We start from the raw sequence: 15,523 nt of genomic DNA, 5'->3' as shown, positions 1-15,523 counted from the left end.
TTGTTTTTGCTTTAAAATGAACCACCTGGATGTGTGGGCTTATAAAAAGTGAAGGGAGGAAACATAAATGCCTACTATTAACCAATTAGTGCGCAAACCTCGTAAATCTAAAATCGAGAAGTCAAAGTCACCAGCATTAAACAAAGGCTATAACAGCTTTAAGAAAGTAAACACAGATTTATCTTCACCTCAAAAACGTGGGGTATGTACTCGTGTTGGTACAATGACACCAAAGAAACCGAACTCTGCATTGCGTAAATATGCTCGTGTTCGTTTAACAAACGGTATCGAGGTAACGGCATATATCCCGGGTATTGGCCATAACTTACAAGAACACAGCGTTGTATTAATTCGCGGTGGACGTGTAAAGGACTTACCGGGTGTTCGTTATCACATCGTTCGCGGTGCGTTAGATACTGCAGGTGTTGATAAGCGTATGCAAGGCCGTTCAAAATACGGTACTAAGAAACCAAAAGAGAAAAAATAATACACAATACGATAAAACCCTTTTGAAAGGAGGAAAACATAATGCCACGTAAAGGTCCAGTAGCAAAGAGAGACGTTTTACCAGATCCTATTTATAATTCAAAACTAGTTACACGTTTAATCAACAAGATGATGGTAGATGGTAAGAGAGGTAAATCTCAAACTATCTTATATAATGCTTTTGATTTAATTCGTGAACGTGCAGGTAAAGAGCCTATCGAAGTGTTCGATCAAGCTCTTAAGAACATTATGCCAGTACTTGAAGTACGAGCTCGCCGTGTAGGTGGTGCAAACTATCAAGTTCCTGTTGAGGTAAGACCTGATCGTCGTACAACTTTAGGTCTTCGTTGGTTAGTAAACTATGCTCGTCTTCGTGGAGAAAAAACGATGGAAGAGCGTCTTGCTAATGAAATTCTAGATGCAGCTAACAACACTGGTGCATCTGTTAAGAAACGCGAAGATACTCATAAGATGGCTGAAGCGAACAAAGCGTTTGCTCACTATCGTTGGTAATCAAACCTTCAATTTAAAAAACTTACTCATACAAGGAAGGTGAAAACCACATGGCAAGAGAGTTCTCTCTAGAAAATACTCGTAATATCGGTATCATGGCACACATCGATGCTGGTAAAACGACAACTACTGAGCGTGTTCTTTATTACACTGGTAAAATTCATAAAATCGGTGAAACTCATGAAGGCGCGTCTCAAATGGACTGGATGGAGCAGGAACAAGAACGTGGTATTACAATCACATCCGCCGCAACAACTGCGCAGTGGAAAGGTCACCGCGTTAACATTATCGATACACCAGGACACGTAGACTTCACTGTTGAGGTTGAACGTTCCCTTCGTGTACTTGATGGTGCGGTAGCAGTTCTTGATGCCCAATCCGGAGTTGAGCCACAAACAGAAACAGTATGGCGCCAAGCAACAACATATGGAGTACCACGTGTTGTATTCGTTAATAAAATGGATAAAATTGGTGCGGACTTCTTATATTCAGTAGGTACTTTGCATGATCGTTTGCAAGCAAATGCCCATGCAATCCAATTACCAATCGGAGCTGAAGATCAATTTGAAGGTATTATTGACCTTGTTGAAATGAAGGCTATTATGTATGGTAACGATTTGGGAACTGAAATCGAAGAAACTGAAATTCCTGCTGAATATAAAGATAAAGCAGAAGAATATCGTGAAAAGCTAGTAGAAGCAGTAGCTGAACTGGATGAAGAGCTAATGGAAAAATACCTTGGCGGTGAAGAAATCACTGTTGCGGAACTAAAAGCTGCAATTCGTAAAGGTACTTGTAATGTAGAATTCTACCCAGTAATTTGTGGATCTGCTTTTAAAAACAAAGGTGTTCAATTAATGCTTGATGCGGTTATCGACTATCTTCCATCACCATTAGATGTACCTGCAATTAAAGGTACTGCTCCTGATTCCGATGAAGTAATCGAAAAGCATTCAAGTGATGATGAGCCATTTGCTGCATTAGCATTTAAAGTTATGACTGACCCGTATGTTGGTAAATTAACATTCTTCCGTGTTTACTCCGGTACGTTACAATCAGGTTCTTATGTAACAAACTCCACTAAAGGTAAACGCGAACGTGTAGGTCGTATTCTTCAAATGCATGCGAACCACCGTGCTGAAATTTCAGAAGTTCATGCTGGTGATATCGCAGCTGCGGTAGGATTGAAAGATACAACAACTGGTGACACTCTATGTGATGAAAAGAACCTTGTAATCTTAGAATCAATGGAATTCCCAGAACCAGTTATTGAGTTATCCGTAGAGCCTAAATCAAAAGCTGATCAAGACAAAATGTCTACAGCATTACAAAAACTACAAGAGGAAGATCCAACATTCCGTGCACATACTGATCAAGAAACTGGACAAACCATTATTGCCGGTATGGGCGAGCTTCACTTAGATATCATTGTTGACCGTATGAAACGTGAATTTAAAGTAGAAGCAAACGTTGGTGCACCTCAAGTTTCATATCGTGAAACATTCCGTTCATCTGCACAGGTTGAGGGTAAGTTTGCTCGTCAATCAGGTGGACGTGGACAGTATGGTCACGTATGGATTGAATTCTCACCAAACGAAGAAGGAAAAGGCTTCGAGTTTGAAAATGCAATTGTCGGTGGTGTGGTTCCTCGTGAATACATCCCTGCGGTGCAAGCTGGACTTGAAGATGCACTTGACCGAGGAGTTCTTGCTGGATATCCACTTGTTGATGTTAAAGCAAAACTATATGATGGTTCTTACCATGATGTCGATTCAAGTGAAATGGCATTTAAGATTGCTGCATCTCTTGCGCTTAAGAATGCTGCATCAAAATGTAACCCTGTAATCCTTGAGCCTGTTATGAAGGTTGAGGTAGTTATCCCTGAAGAATATTTAGGTGATATCATGGGTCAAATTACAGCGCGTCGTGGACGTGTTGAAGGTATGGAAGCTCGCGGAAATGCACAAGTAGTTCGTGCGATGGTTCCACTTTCAGAAATGTTTGGATATGCAACATCACTTCGTTCTAGCACACAAGGTCGTGGAGTGTTCTCTATGCACTTTGATCACTATGAAGAAGTTCCAAAATCTATTTCTGAAGAAATTATCAAAAAAAATAAAGGTGAATAATTGATTTATCGCCTTTAATAAAGTATAAATACATTATATGCTATGACTGCTTAAAAGATGATGTACACATCTTTTAAGCACCATATATACTTATTTAAACTAATTTTTAAAATTGAGGAGGATTTTCTAATGGCTAAAGCTAAATTCGACCGTTCCAAAACTCATGCTAATATCGGTACAATTGGTCACGTTGACCATGGTAAAACTACTTTAACAGCTGCAATCACTGCTGTTCTTGCTAAGCAAGGTAAAGCAGAAGCACGCGCATATGATCAAATTGACGGTGCTCCTGAAGAGCGTGAGCGCGGTATCACAATCAACACTGCACACGTTGAGTATGAAACTGATACTCGTCACTATGCACACGTTGACTGCCCAGGACATGCTGACTACGTTAAAAACATGATCACTGGTGCTGCTCAAATGGACGGTGGTATCCTAGTAGTATCTGCTGCTGACGGTCCAATGCCACAAACTCGTGAGCACATTCTTTTATCACGTAACGTAGGTGTTCCTTACCTAGTAGTATTCTTAAACAAATGTGATATGGTAGACGACGAAGAGCTTCTTGAATTAGTAGAAATGGAAGTTCGTGACCTTCTATCTGAATATGATTTCCCTGGTGATGATGTACCAGTTATCAAAGGTTCTGCTCTTAAAGCTCTTGAGGGAGATCCAGCTTGGGAAGAAAAAATCATTGAATTAATGGCTGCAGTTGATGAGTATATCCCAACTCCAGAACGTGATACTGACAAACCATTCATGATGCCAGTTGAGGACGTATTCTCCATCACTGGTCGTGGTACAGTTGCAACAGGACGCGTTGAGCGTGGTCAAGTTAAAGTTGGTGATGTTGTAGAAATCATCGGTTTAGCTGAAGAACCAAAATCAACAACTGTAACAGGTGTTGAAATGTTCCGTAAGCTTCTTGATTATGCAGAAGCTGGAGATAACATCGGTGCACTTCTTCGTGGGGTTGCTCGTGAAGAAATCCAACGTGGTCAAGTTCTTGCTAAACCAGGAACAATTACTCCACATACTAACTTCAAAGCTGAAGTTTATGTATTATCTAAAGAAGAAGGTGGACGTCATACTCCATTCTTCTCAAACTATCGTCCACAATTCTATTTTCGTACAACTGACGTAACTGGTATTGTTCAATTACCAGAAGGTACTGAAATGGTTATGCCTGGCGATAACACAGAAATGATTGTAGAACTAATTTCTCCAATCGCGATTGAAGAAGGAACTCGTTTCTCAATCCGCGAAGGTGGACGTACTGTTGGTTCAGGCGTTGTAACTACAATCCAAAAATAATAAACGAAATAAATTAAAAGCAGACGATGACGATCGTCTGCTTTTTTATATTAAGCTGATTTGTAAATATATTTTTGTTATTCGTAAATTGTTCTTTATTCTAATATGGACTCGTTTTAGATGCATTTTTTTATTAAAATGATTATCTATTATTAACCAAAGTTAGGATTGATATTAGGTTTTCGTTACCAAAAGGAAAGTTTTAGGAAAGAACTAAATAAAAAAACCTAGTAAATAATACCGTAATCAGTGATTGGTCTCCATTTATACTTAGTTTCTTCTATATAATATACATTTCTAAATAAAATTAATTGAAAATTCCACGATAGGCAGAAGACCTTGATGCTAATAGTTGAAATATGTATAATAAAAAAAGTGAAGGAGACCTAACAAATATATATCATAGTATTGCATATTATATATGATTTATGTATAATAGATAATGTTGGTCTTTGACTGCGATGAAGTGGAAGGTTGCCGACACACCCGGCCGCTTTGCCATGGCGAGTGTGAGGGAAATTTCCATGGAGAATGTCTATTTAAAATAGGCGAAAAAGGAGGGAAAGTAATGGCAAAACAAAAAATTCGTATTCGTTTAAAAGCATATGATCACAGAATCCTTGATCAATCTGCAGAAAAAATTGTTGAAACAGCAAAAAGATCTGGTGCAGCTGTATCTGGTCCGATTCCGTTACCAACAGAAAAATCTGTATACACTATTCTTCGTGCTGTGCACAAGTACAAAGATTCTCGTGAGCAATTTGAAATGCGTACGCATAAACGTCTAATCGATATTGTGAACCCTACTCCACAAACAGTAGATTCGCTAATGCGTTTAGATTTACCGTCTGGTGTAGACATTGAAATCAAACTTTAATAAATATTTTATGGAAAACAGGAGGTGTGACTCATGACCAAAGGAATCTTAGGAAGAAAAATCGGTATGACGCAAGTATTTGCTGAGAATGGTGATCTTATTCCTGTAACTGTAATCCAAGCAACTCCAAACGTTGTTCTTCAAAAGAAAACTGTTGATACTGATGGTTACGAAGCAATTCAGCTTGGTTTTGAAGACAAACGTGAAAAGCTTGCTAACAAGCCGGAAAAAGGTCATGTAACAAAAGCCAATACTGCTCCTAAGCGCTTCGTTCGCGAATTCGGCGTAGAAAACTTAGATGGGTATGAAATTGGTCAAGAAGTCAAAGTTGATATTTTTGCAGAAGGTGACATTGTAGATGTAACTGGAATCTCTAAAGGTAAAGGTTTCCAAGGTGTAATTAAGCGCCACGGACAATCTCGTGGACCAATGGCTCACGGTTCTCGTTATCATCGTCGCCCTGGATCTATGGGTCCTGTTGCTCCAAACCGTGTATTCAAGCAAAAAGCATTACCTGGACGCATGGGTGGAGAGCAAATTACTATTCAAAACTTGCAAATTGTGAAAGTTGATGTTGAACGCAATCTTATCCTTGTAAAGGGTAATGTTCCTGGTCCTAAAAAAGCATTGCTTAAAGTCAAATCTGCGATTAAAGCAAAGTAATTAACATTAAGGAAAGGAGGAAACAGGAATGCCGAAAGTAGCTCTATATAACCAAACAGGATCTCAAGTTGGAGAAATAGAACTTAATGATTCCGTATTTGGTATTGAACCAAACCAACACGTATTGTTCGATGCGATTGTTATGCAAAGAGCGTCATTACGTCAAGGTACTCATAAAGTGAAAAACCGTTCTGAAGTAAGCGGTGGTGGTAAAAAACCATGGCGTCAAAAAGGTACTGGTCGTGCTCGTCAAGGATCTATTAGATCACCACAATGGCGTGGAGGCGGTACAGTATTTGGTCCAGTTCCTCGTAGCTATAGCTACAAACTACCAAAGAAAGTACGTCGTTTAGCAATCAAATCTGCACTTTCTTCTAAAGTATTAGAAGCTAATATTCTTGTATTAGAATCATTATCTTTTGATGCTCCAAAAACAAAGGAATTTGCAGCAGTACTTAAAAACTTATCAGTGGCTAAGAAAGCATTAGTAGTAACAGATGGCACAGATGCAAATGTTGCACTATCCGCTCGTAATATCCCTGGTATTACTGTTGTTGATGCTAATGGTATTAATGTATTAGATGTAGTATCTCATGATCAATTAATCATGACTAAAGCTGCAGTTGAAAAAGTAGAGGAGGTGCTTGGTTAATGGATTCACGTGATATCATTAAGCGCCCCGTCATCACAGAACAATCTACTGATGTTATGGCTGACAAGAAATATACATTTGAAGTAGATGTGCGTGCAAATAAAACACAAGTGAAAGATGCTGTTGAAGAAATCTTTGGTGTGAAGGTTGCAAAGGTAAATGTGATGAATTATAAAGGCAAGTTCAAGCGTATGGGTAAACATGCAGGTTATACAAACAAGCGCCGTAAAGCAATTGTTACATTAACTGCTGACAGCAAAGAAATTGAGTTATTCGAAGTTTAATTTAATAATCTCGAAAGAATAGAAGAGGAGGGAAAAACATGGCGATCAAAAAATATAAACCGACCTCTAATGGACGTCGCGGCATGACAGTTTCTGATTTTGCGGAAATCACTACTGATAGACCGGAAAAATCATTACTTGCGCCTCTTAAAAGCAAAGGCGGCCGTAACAACCAAGGTAAGTTAACAGTTCGTCATCAAGGTGGCGGTCATAAGCGTCAATACCGTATTATCGACTTTAAACGTGATAAAGATGGTATACCAGGACGCGTTGCTACAATTGAGTATGATCCAAACCGTTCATCTAATATCGCACTAATCAATTATGTTGATGGTGAGAAGCGTTATATCTTAGCTCCAAAAAACCTAAAAGTTGGTATGGAAGTTGTATCTGGTCCAGATGCAGATATTAAAGTAGGTAATGCACTTCCACTTGCTAATATTCCTGTAGGTACAGTTGTTCATAACATCGAGTTAAAGCCTGGTAAAGGTGGACAATTAGTACGTTCCGCAGGTACTTCTGCTCAAGTTCTAGGTAAAGAAGGAAAATACGTATTAGTACGTTTAACTTCTGGTGAAGTTCGTATGATTCTTGCAACTTGCCGTGCTTCTATTGGTCAAGTTGGTAATGAGCAACACGAATTAATCAATATCGGTAAAGCAGGTCGTTCTCGTTGGTTAGGCAAGCGCCCAACTGTTCGTGGATCTGTTATGAACCCTAACGATCACCCTCACGGTGGTGGTGAAGGACGTGCTCCTATCGGACGTAAGTCACCAATGACTCCATGGGGTAAACCGACACTTGGTTACAAAACACGTAAGAAAAAGAACAAATCTGATAAATTTATTGTGCGTCGTCGCAAAAAATAACGCGGTTGAACTACGGTTCAAATTAAGGGCCGTAGCGCAATCACGAAGGGAGGTTCGAGCATGGGTCGTAGCTTAAAAAAAGGACCTTTTGTTGATGAACATTTAATGGTTAAAGTTGATAAGCTTAATGAAACTGACAAAAAACAAGTAATCAAAACTTGGTCTCGTCGTTCTACAATCTTCCCTGCATTCATCGGTCACACAATTGCGGTTTATGATGGTCGCAAACACGTTCCGGTTTATGTAACAGAAGATATGGTAGGTCATAAGCTTGGTGAATTTGCACCAACTCGTACTTATAAAGGTCACGCTAGTGACGATAAGAAAACAAGACGCTAATGAGAGGAGGGCATCCCGATGCAAGCTAAAGCTGTTGCAAGAACAGTTCGTATTGCTCCTCGTAAGGCACGCCTAGTTGTTGATCTAATTCGAGGAAAGCAAGCAGGAGAAGCGATTGCTATTTTGAACTTTACGCCAAAAGCAGCTTCACCAATTGTTGAAAAAGTATTAAAGTCTGCTATTGCTAATGCAGAGCATAACTATGATTTGGACGTTAATAGCCTTGTAGTTACAGAAGCATATGTAAACGAAGGACCGACACTAAAACGTTTCCGTCCACGTGCTATGGGCCGTGCAAGCCAAATTAACAAACGTACTAGCCACATTACAATCGTAGTATCAGAAAAGAAGGAGGGATAATTCGTGGGACAAAAAGTACATCCAATAGGTTTACGTATCGGAGTCATTCGTGACTGGGAATCTAAATGGTACGCGGAAAAGGACTACGCTGACCTTCTACATGAAGACATTAAAGTTCGTGAATACATTTCAAAACGTTTAAGCGATGCATCTGTTTCTGGTGTTGAAATTGAACGTGCTGCAAATCGTATTAACATCACAATCCGCACAGCGAAACCAGGTATGGTAATTGGAAAGGGCGGTACTGAAGTTGAAGCACTTCGTAAAGCTCTTAACGAACTAACTGGCAAACGCGTACACATTAATATTGTAGAAATCAAAAAAGCAGATATTGATGCTAAATTAGTAGCAGAAAATATTGCTCGTCAATTAGAAAATCGTGTATCTTTCCGTCGTGCACAAAAGCAAGCTATCCAACGTGCAATGCGTGCTGGTGCAAAAGGAATTAAAACACAAGTTTCAGGCCGTCTAGGTGGAGCTGACATGGCTCGTACAGAAGGCTACAGCGAAGGAACTGTTCCACTTCACACTTTACGTGCTGATATTGATTATGCACATGCTGAAGCAGATACAACTTACGGTAAATTAGGTGTGAAAGTATGGATTTATCGTGGAGAGGTTCTTCCTACGAAGAAAAAGACTGAGGAAGGAGGAAAATAATCATGTTATTACCTAAACGCGTTAAATATCGTCGCGAACATCGTGGAAAAATGCGTGGTCGTGCGAAAGGTGGTACAGAAGTAGCATTTGGTGAATTTGGTCTACAAGCTCTTGAAGCATCTTGGATCACTAACCGCCAAATTGAAGCTGCTCGTATCGCGATGACTCGTTATATGAAACGTGGAGGTAAAGTTTGGATTAAAATCTTCCCTCACAAACCATATACTGCAAAACCACTAGAAGTTCGTATGGGTTCCGGTAAAGGTGCTCCTGAAGGCTGGGTGGCAGTTGTTAAACCAGGTAAAATTATGTTTGAAATTGCAGGTGTATCTGAAGAAATCGCTCGTGAAGCTCTTCGTCTTGCAGCTCATAAGTTACCGGTTAAATGTAAATTCGTAAAACGAGAAGAAATTGGTGGTGAATCAAATGAAAGCTAATGAAATTCGTGACCTTACCACTGCAGAAATAGAACAAAAAGTTAAATCTTTAAAAGAAGAGTTATTTAACCTTCGTTTCCAATTAGCTACAGGGCAACTTGAAAATACTGCTCGCATCCGTGAAGTACGCAAAGCGATTGCTCGCATGAAAACCGTGATCCGTGAAAGAGAGATCGGTGTTAACAATCGATAATGAGAGGAGGTTTGCACAATGAGTGAACGCAACCAACGAAAAGTTTATACAGGACGTGTTGTTTCTGATAAAATGGACAAAACAGTTACTGTTCTTGTAGAAACTTATAAAAAACACTCACTTTACGGCAAACGCGTGAAGTACTCTAAAAAATTCAAAGCTCATGATGAGCAAAATGAAGCTAAAATCGGCGATATCGTTCGCATTATGGAAACTCGTCCATTATCTGCGACAAAACGTTTCCGTCTTGTAGAAGTCGTTGAAAAGGCTGTTATTATCTAATAAAAAAGTATCGGATTTATGTTTATTCCGAAGGGAGGTAAACAATCATGATTCAACAAGAAACTCGTTTAAAAGTTGCTGACAACTCTGGTGCTAGAGAAGTTTTAACGATTAAAGTTCTAGGTGGTTCTGGCCGCAAAACAGCTAATATTGGTGATGTTATCGTTTGTACAGTCAAACAAGCAACACCAGGAGGCGTTGTTAAAAAAGGTGATGTCGTTAAAGCTGTTATTGTTCGTACGAAAAGCGGTATGCGACGTCCTGATGGTTCATACATCCGTTTTGATGAAAACGCATGTGTAATTATCCGTGATGATAAGGGTCCACGTGGAACTCGTATCTTCGGACCTGTTGCTCGTGAACTACGTAACAATAATTTCATGAAAATCGTATCCTTAGCTCCAGAAGTTCTTTAATATAATCGGATTATTAATCAAGGAGGTGCGATTAAGATGCATGTAAAAAAAGGCGACAAAGTAATGGTTATTACAGGTAAAGATAAAGGAAAAACAGGTGTTATCCTTGCTTCATTTCCTAAAAAAGACCGTGTGATTGTTGAAGGTGTGAATATTATTAAAAAGCATTCCAAGCCTTCTCAAGTTAACCCACAAGGTGGAATCATTAGCCAAGAAGCACCTATTCACGTATCAAATGTAATGTTATTAGATCCTAAATCAAACGAGCCTACTCGCGTTGGTTATACAGAAGTAAATGGCAAAAAAGTACGTGTAGCGAAAAAATCTGGTGAAGTTTTAGATAAATAGTTCTTAGATGAAGGGAGGTACACTACATGAACCGCCTAAAGGAAAAATATGTAAATGAATTAACTCCAGCTTTAACAAGTAAATTTGGTTATAAATCAGTAATGCAAGTACCGAAAATTGAAAAGATCGTAATCAACATGGGTGTTGGTGACGCTGTTCAAAATTCAAAAGTACTTGACAATGCTGTTGAAGAATTAACAATCATCACTGGTCAAAAGCCAGTTATTACTAGAGCGAAAAACTCTATCGCAGGATTCCGTCTTCGTGAAGGTATGCCTATCGGCTGTAAAGTAACTCTTCGCGGAGAACGTATGTATGAATTCCTAGATAAATTAATTTCAGTTTCACTTCCACGTGTTCGTGACTTCCGTGGTATTTCTAAGAAGTCATTTGATGGTCGTGGAAACTATACACTTGGTGTTAAAGAACAGCTTATCTTCCCTGAAATTGATTACGATAAAGTAAGTAAAATCCGTGGTATGGATATCGTTATCGTAACAACTGCAAAAACAGACGAAGAAGGTCGTGAGTTATTAACTCAGTTCGGAATGCCATTCCAAAAGTAAACGTCAAAATAAGGGAGGCGTAAACGTGGCTAAAAAATCTATGATCGTGAAGCAAAAACGCACACCAAAGTTTGAAGTGCAAGCTTATACACGTTGCGAACGTTGTGGCCGTCCACATTCAGTTATTCGCAAATTTAAACTTTGCCGTATTTGTTTCCGTGAACTTGCATACAAGGGTCAAATTCCTGGTGTCAAAAAAGCTAGCTGGTAAAACCCGAATTTGGGAAGGAGGTAAAATCATATGGTAATGACAGATCCAATCGCAGATTTGCTTACTCGTATTCGTAACGCAAACATGGTACGTCACGAAAAATTAGAAGTTCCTGCTTCTAAACTTAAAAAAGAAGTTGCTGAAATCTTAAAGCGTGAAGGTTTCGTTCGTGATGTTGAATATATTGAAGATAACAAACAAGGGATCATCCGTATCTTCTTGAAATACGGCTCAAACAATGAGCGTGTAATCACTGGTATTAAGCGTATCAGTAAGCCTGGATTACGTGTATATGCAAAAGCTGATGAGGTTCCAAAAGTTCTTAACGGCCTTGGTATAGCTATCGTATCTACTTCTCAAGGTGTATTAACAGATAAAGAAGCTCGTAACAAACAAGTTGGTGGAGAAGTACTAGCTTACGTTTGGTAATACTTTTTAAATGAACGGAGGTGCAACAAAATGTCCCGTGTAGGTAAAAAACCTATTGAAATTCCATCTGGTGTAACTATTACAGTAGACGGAGAAAACAATGTAACAGTTAAGGGTCCTAAAGGCGAGCTAAGTCGCAGCTTTAACCCTGATATCGCTATTAACGTTGAAGAGAATGTAATCAATGTTACTCGTCCTTCAGATTCAAAAGCACATCGTGCATTACATGGTACGACACGTGCTTTGCTTTCAAATATGGTTGAAGGTGTATCAAAAGGTTACGAAAAAACATTAGAATTAGTCGGTGTTGGATACCGTGCTCAAAAACAAGGCGCTAAACTTGTATTGAATGTTGGTTATTCTCATCCTGTTGAATTCGAAGCTGAAAGTGGTCTTGAAATTGAAGTACCTTCCAATACAAAAGTTATTGTAAGAGGTACAAGTAAAGAACGCGTTGGCGCTTTAGCTGCTAATATTCGTGACGTTCGTCCGCCAGAACCATATAAAGGTAAAGGTATTCGTTACGAAGGCGAATATGTACGTAGAAAAGAAGGTAAAACAGGTAAATAATGCTGCCTAGACAGTAGAAAGGAGTTACCACAGATGATCACTAAGCCGGATAAAAATCAGGTACGTAAAAAAAGACATGCACGTGTACGCGCTAAATTAAGTGGTACAACAGCACGTCCTCGCTTAAACGTATATCGTTCTAATAAAAATATCTATGCACAATTGATTGATGATTCTCAAGGTGTAACTTTAGCAAGTGCATCAACACTTGAAAAAGAACTAAACTTAGAATCAGCTAGCAATGTGGATGCCGCTAAAAAAGTCGGCGAACTTATTGCAAAGCGTGCAGTTGAAAAAGGCTTTACGAGTGTAGTATTCGATCGTGGTGGATATCTCTATCACGGACGTATTAAAGCTCTTGCTGATGCAGCTCGTGAAAACGGACTGGAATTTTAATAAAAAAGGAGGGACATATAGATGCGTAACATTGATCCTAACAAACTTGAATTAGAAGAACGCGTTGTTACTGTTAACCGTGTTGCGAAGGTTGTTAAAGGTGGACGTCGTTTCCGTTTCTCAGCACTAGTGGTTGTTGGAGACAGAAATGGTCATGTTGGCTTTGGAACTGGAAAAGCTCAAGAGGTACCTGATGCAATTCGCAAAGCTGTTGAAGATGCTAAGAAAAACTTAGTGGAAGTACCTATGGTAGGTACAACCATTCCACATGAAGTGATCGGTCGTTTTGGTGCTGGTTCTATCCTTATGAAGCCAGGTTCACCAGGTACTGGTGTAATTGCTGGTGGTCCAGTGCGTGCGGTACTTGAATTAGCTGGGGTAGCTGATATCACATCTAAATCATTAGGTTCAAATACACCTATTAACATGATTCGTGCAACAATTGAGGGAGTTAAGCAATTGAAGCGTGCCGAAGATGTTGCTAAATTACGTAATAAATCAGTAGAAGAACTGTTAGGATAAGGAGGGAATTATAATGGCAAACAAATTAGCAATTACCCTCACTCGTAGCTTGATCGGTCGTCCTCAGGATCAACGTGAAACAGTTAAAGCTCTTGGTTTGCGTAAAGTAAATCAAACAGTTGAGCATCAAGACAATGCTGCTATTCGTGGTATGGTTACTAAAGTTGCTCATCTTGTCACAGTGAAAGAACAGTAATCCAATTTTGTTTATACAAGGAGGTGCCGATGATGAAACTTCATGAATTACAACCTGCAGAAGGATCACGCAAACAGCGTAATCGTGTCGGTCGTGGTATTGGTTCCGGAAATGGTAAAACAGCTGGTAAAGGTCATAAAGGTCAAAACGCTCGTTCAGGCGGCGGAGTACGCCTTGGCTTTGAGGGTGGTCAAACACCTTTATTCCGTCGTTTACCAAAACGCGGTTTCACTAATATCAATCGTAAGGATTATGCGATCGTTAATCTTGATGCATTAAATCGCTTTGAAGACGGTACTGAGATTACACCAGTTCTTCTTATCGAAACAGGAGTTGTAAGCAAAGAAAAAGCAGGAATCAAAATTCTTGCAAATGGTAAGCTTGAGAAAAAGTTGACTGTAAAAGCTCACAAATTCTCCTCTGCTGCTAAAGAAGCAATTGAAGCTGCTGGCGGAACTACCGAGGTGATTTAATGTTTTCGACAATCTCCAATTTTATGCGTGTAGGTGATATTAGACGTAAGGTTATCTTCACTCTTTTAATGCTAGTCGTTTTTAGAATTGGAGCTTTTATTCCCGTTCCATTTGTAAACGCGGCTGCATTAGAAGCAAACGACCAAAGTGGTTTCTTCAGTATTCTGAATACTTTTGGTGGTGGAGCACTTTATAAATTCTCTTTATTTGCAATGGGAATAATGCCATACATCACTGCTTCAATCATTGTTCAGTTATTGCAAATGGACGTTGTTCCGAAGTTTACGGAATGGTCTAAACAAGGTGAAGTGGGACGTCGTAAATTAGCGCAATTTACACGTTACTTCACAATTATTCTTGCTTTCATTGAAGGCATTGGTATGTCATACGGATTCAACTCTATGACACAAGGTCAATTAATTTTGAATCCTAACTGGGGAACATATTTAATCATTGCTGTTGTTTTGACTGCTGGAACTGCATTCTTAATGTGGCTTGGTGAACAAATTACAGCATATGGTGTTGGTAACGGAATCTCGATTCTCATTGCCGCAGGTATCGTTGCCAGAGTACCAAGTATGATTACTCAGATTTTTGAACAACAATTTAAAAATGCTGGTCAACAGCTATTTTTAAAGATAGTTATCTTACTACTTATTGTTTTAGTTGTAATAGCTATTGTAGTTGGTGTTATCTTTGTTCAACAGGCATTAAGAAAAATACCGATTCAATATGCACAACGTCTTGCAGGTCGTAGTCCTGTTGGAGGACAATCGACTCACTTACCATTAAAAGTAAATGCAGCAGGGGTTATTCCAGTAATCTTCGCGGTATCGTTTATCGTAGCTCCAAGAACAATTGCATCTTTCTTTGGTTCAAACAATGTAACAGATACAATCCAGTGGGTATTTGATTATACGAAACCGGTAGGTGCTGTAATCTATGTTGCGTTAATCATAGCTTTCACTTACTTCTATGCGTTTGTTCAAGTTAATCCAGAGCAGATGGCTGATAACCTGAAAAAACAAGGTGGATACATTCCAGGAATTCGTCCAGGTAAGAGTACTCAGGAATATCTTACAAGGGTACTATATCGTTTAACATTCGTCGGATCTATATTCCTTGCGGTTGTTTCGATTCTACCAGTTCTATTTACGGACCTTGCCGGGTTGCCACCAGCAGTTCAGATCGGTGGAACAAGCTTGCTTGTAATGATCGGGGTTGCGCTTGATACAATGAAACAATTAGAATCACAGCTTGTAAAGCGTCATTATAAAGGTTTTATTAAGTAATACTGTGTTTTAGGAGCAATTAGTTGTTCCTAAAACATGAATT

Annotated in this window: 26 protein-coding genes; all 26 read left to right on the top strand. The window is 39.2% G+C overall.

Translation table 11 applies throughout. The features are described 5' to 3' along the window. Positions 1–67: 67 nt before the first annotated feature. The 26 genes from rpsL to secY all read left to right on the top strand — a co-directional run bounded on the left by rpsL (position 68) and on the right by secY (position 15,480). Positions 68–487, top strand: coding sequence for a 30S ribosomal protein S12 (gene rpsL, locus KHA87_RS20900; RefSeq protein WP_055737797.1), 420 nt, complete (start codon positions 68–70; stop codon positions 485–487). Between the two features lie 41 nt (positions 488–528). Next, positions 529–999: a 30S ribosomal protein S7 gene (rpsG, locus tag KHA87_RS20895; protein WP_213096071.1), complete on the top strand. Its 471-nt coding sequence runs from the start codon at positions 529–531 to the stop codon at positions 997–999. A 50-nt stretch (positions 1,000–1,049) separates the two neighbouring features. Further along, positions 1,050–3,128 carry an elongation factor G gene (fusA, locus tag KHA87_RS20890; protein ID WP_213096070.1) on the top strand — a complete coding sequence of 693 codons (2,079 nt, stop codon included), beginning with the start codon at positions 1,050–1,052 and terminating at the stop codon, positions 3,126–3,128. Positions 3,129–3,257: 129 nt separating this feature from the next. Continuing rightward, a complete protein-coding gene (gene tuf / locus KHA87_RS20885) occupies positions 3,258–4,445 on the top strand; it encodes an elongation factor Tu (RefSeq protein ID WP_213096069.1) in 1,188 nt (395 codons plus the stop codon). Positions 4,446–5,013: 568 nt separating this feature from the next. Further along, positions 5,014–5,322, top strand: coding sequence for a 30S ribosomal protein S10 (rpsJ, locus tag KHA87_RS20880; RefSeq protein ID WP_003354783.1), 309 nt, complete (start codon positions 5,014–5,016; stop codon positions 5,320–5,322). 33 nt (positions 5,323–5,355) lie between these two features. Then, positions 5,356–5,985, top strand: a complete 630-nt coding sequence (rplC, locus tag KHA87_RS20875) for a 50S ribosomal protein L3 (RefSeq protein WP_213096068.1) — start codon at positions 5,356–5,358, stop codon at positions 5,983–5,985. 28 nt (positions 5,986–6,013) lie between these two features. Continuing rightward, complete coding sequence (gene rplD, locus KHA87_RS20870; RefSeq protein WP_213096067.1) at positions 6,014–6,637, top strand: 50S ribosomal protein L4; 624 nt, start codon at positions 6,014–6,016, stop codon at positions 6,635–6,637. Next, positions 6,637–6,921 carry a 50S ribosomal protein L23 gene (gene rplW, locus KHA87_RS20865; RefSeq protein WP_213096066.1) on the top strand — a complete coding sequence of 95 codons (285 nt, stop codon included), beginning with the start codon at positions 6,637–6,639 and terminating at the stop codon, positions 6,919–6,921. Before rplD ends, rplW begins: the two co-directional genes overlap by 1 nt. Positions 6,922–6,959: 38 nt before the next feature. Next, positions 6,960–7,790 (top strand): 50S ribosomal protein L2, encoded by an 831-nt coding sequence (gene rplB / locus KHA87_RS20860; RefSeq protein ID WP_213096065.1) that lies wholly within the window; start codon positions 6,960–6,962, stop codon positions 7,788–7,790. A gap of 60 nt (positions 7,791–7,850) precedes the next feature. Continuing rightward, positions 7,851–8,129 carry a 30S ribosomal protein S19 gene (gene rpsS, locus KHA87_RS20855; RefSeq protein ID WP_213096064.1) on the top strand — a complete coding sequence of 93 codons (279 nt, stop codon included), beginning with the start codon at positions 7,851–7,853 and terminating at the stop codon, positions 8,127–8,129. A gap of 18 nt (positions 8,130–8,147) precedes the next feature. Beyond that, positions 8,148–8,489: a 50S ribosomal protein L22 gene (gene rplV / locus KHA87_RS20850; RefSeq protein WP_213096063.1), complete on the top strand. Its 342-nt coding sequence runs from the start codon at positions 8,148–8,150 to the stop codon at positions 8,487–8,489. A gap of 3 nt (positions 8,490–8,492) precedes the next feature. Further along, positions 8,493–9,149: a 30S ribosomal protein S3 gene (gene rpsC, locus KHA87_RS20845; protein WP_213096062.1), complete on the top strand. Its 657-nt coding sequence runs from the start codon at positions 8,493–8,495 to the stop codon at positions 9,147–9,149. A 2-nt stretch (positions 9,150–9,151) separates the two neighbouring features. Further along, positions 9,152–9,586: a 50S ribosomal protein L16 gene (gene rplP / locus KHA87_RS20840; protein ID WP_213096061.1), complete on the top strand. Its 435-nt coding sequence runs from the start codon at positions 9,152–9,154 to the stop codon at positions 9,584–9,586. Continuing rightward, complete coding sequence (rpmC, locus tag KHA87_RS20835) at positions 9,576–9,779, top strand: 50S ribosomal protein L29 (RefSeq protein ID WP_003351417.1); 204 nt, start codon at positions 9,576–9,578, stop codon at positions 9,777–9,779. The genes rplP and rpmC overlap by 11 nt, the downstream gene beginning before the upstream one ends. 18 nt (positions 9,780–9,797) lie before the next feature. Beyond that, positions 9,798–10,061, top strand: coding sequence for a 30S ribosomal protein S17 (rpsQ, locus tag KHA87_RS20830; RefSeq protein WP_066226688.1), 264 nt, complete (start codon positions 9,798–9,800; stop codon positions 10,059–10,061). 47 nt (positions 10,062–10,108) lie between these two features. After that, positions 10,109–10,477 (top strand): 50S ribosomal protein L14, encoded by a 369-nt coding sequence (gene rplN, locus KHA87_RS20825; RefSeq protein WP_213096060.1) that lies wholly within the window; start codon positions 10,109–10,111, stop codon positions 10,475–10,477. 36 nt (positions 10,478–10,513) lie between these two features. Next, the gene (gene rplX / locus KHA87_RS20820; protein ID WP_213096059.1) at positions 10,514–10,825 is read left to right on the top strand and encodes a 50S ribosomal protein L24; all 312 of its coding nucleotides are present in this window, start codon (positions 10,514–10,516) and stop codon (positions 10,823–10,825) included. A gap of 26 nt (positions 10,826–10,851) precedes the next feature. Beyond that, positions 10,852–11,391: a 50S ribosomal protein L5 gene (gene rplE, locus KHA87_RS20815; RefSeq protein WP_213096058.1), complete on the top strand. Its 540-nt coding sequence runs from the start codon at positions 10,852–10,854 to the stop codon at positions 11,389–11,391. 25 nt (positions 11,392–11,416) lie between these two features. Beyond that, positions 11,417–11,602, top strand: coding sequence for a type Z 30S ribosomal protein S14 (locus tag KHA87_RS20810; RefSeq protein ID WP_055737812.1), 186 nt, complete (start codon positions 11,417–11,419; stop codon positions 11,600–11,602). Positions 11,603–11,632: 30 nt separating this feature from the next. Then, entirely contained in the window at positions 11,633–12,031 is a 399-nt protein-coding gene (rpsH, locus tag KHA87_RS20805; protein ID WP_213096057.1) for a 30S ribosomal protein S8, read from the top strand. A gap of 30 nt (positions 12,032–12,061) precedes the next feature. After that, positions 12,062–12,601 carry a 50S ribosomal protein L6 gene (gene rplF / locus KHA87_RS20800; RefSeq protein WP_213096056.1) on the top strand — a complete coding sequence of 180 codons (540 nt, stop codon included), beginning with the start codon at positions 12,062–12,064 and terminating at the stop codon, positions 12,599–12,601. A 33-nt stretch (positions 12,602–12,634) separates the two neighbouring features. Further along, on the top strand, positions 12,635–12,997 hold the full coding sequence (gene rplR / locus KHA87_RS20795; RefSeq protein ID WP_213096055.1) for a 50S ribosomal protein L18: 363 nt from the start codon (positions 12,635–12,637) through the stop codon (positions 12,995–12,997). Between the two features lie 21 nt (positions 12,998–13,018). Further along, positions 13,019–13,519, top strand: a complete 501-nt coding sequence (gene rpsE / locus KHA87_RS20790) for a 30S ribosomal protein S5 (protein ID WP_055737816.1) — start codon at positions 13,019–13,021, stop codon at positions 13,517–13,519. Positions 13,520–13,532: 13 nt separating this feature from the next. Then, a complete protein-coding gene (rpmD, locus tag KHA87_RS20785) occupies positions 13,533–13,715 on the top strand; it encodes a 50S ribosomal protein L30 (RefSeq protein WP_213096054.1) in 183 nt (60 codons plus the stop codon). 32 nt (positions 13,716–13,747) lie between these two features. Next, positions 13,748–14,188: a 50S ribosomal protein L15 gene (gene rplO / locus KHA87_RS20780; RefSeq protein WP_213096100.1), complete on the top strand. Its 441-nt coding sequence runs from the start codon at positions 13,748–13,750 to the stop codon at positions 14,186–14,188. Then, positions 14,188–15,480, top strand: coding sequence for a preprotein translocase subunit SecY (gene secY / locus KHA87_RS20775; RefSeq protein ID WP_213096053.1), 1,293 nt, complete (start codon positions 14,188–14,190; stop codon positions 15,478–15,480). The genes rplO and secY overlap by 1 nt, the downstream gene beginning before the upstream one ends. Positions 15,481–15,523 lie beyond the last annotated feature (43 nt).

Origin of the sequence: Bacillus sp. FJAT-49736, from assembly GCF_018343615.1 — a bacterium.
Lineage (GTDB): Bacteria > Bacillota > Bacilli > Bacillales > Bacillaceae_C > Margalitia.
Note: the sequence above shows the minus strand (reverse complement) of the source record. Positions and strands in the feature narration are given on the sequence as shown.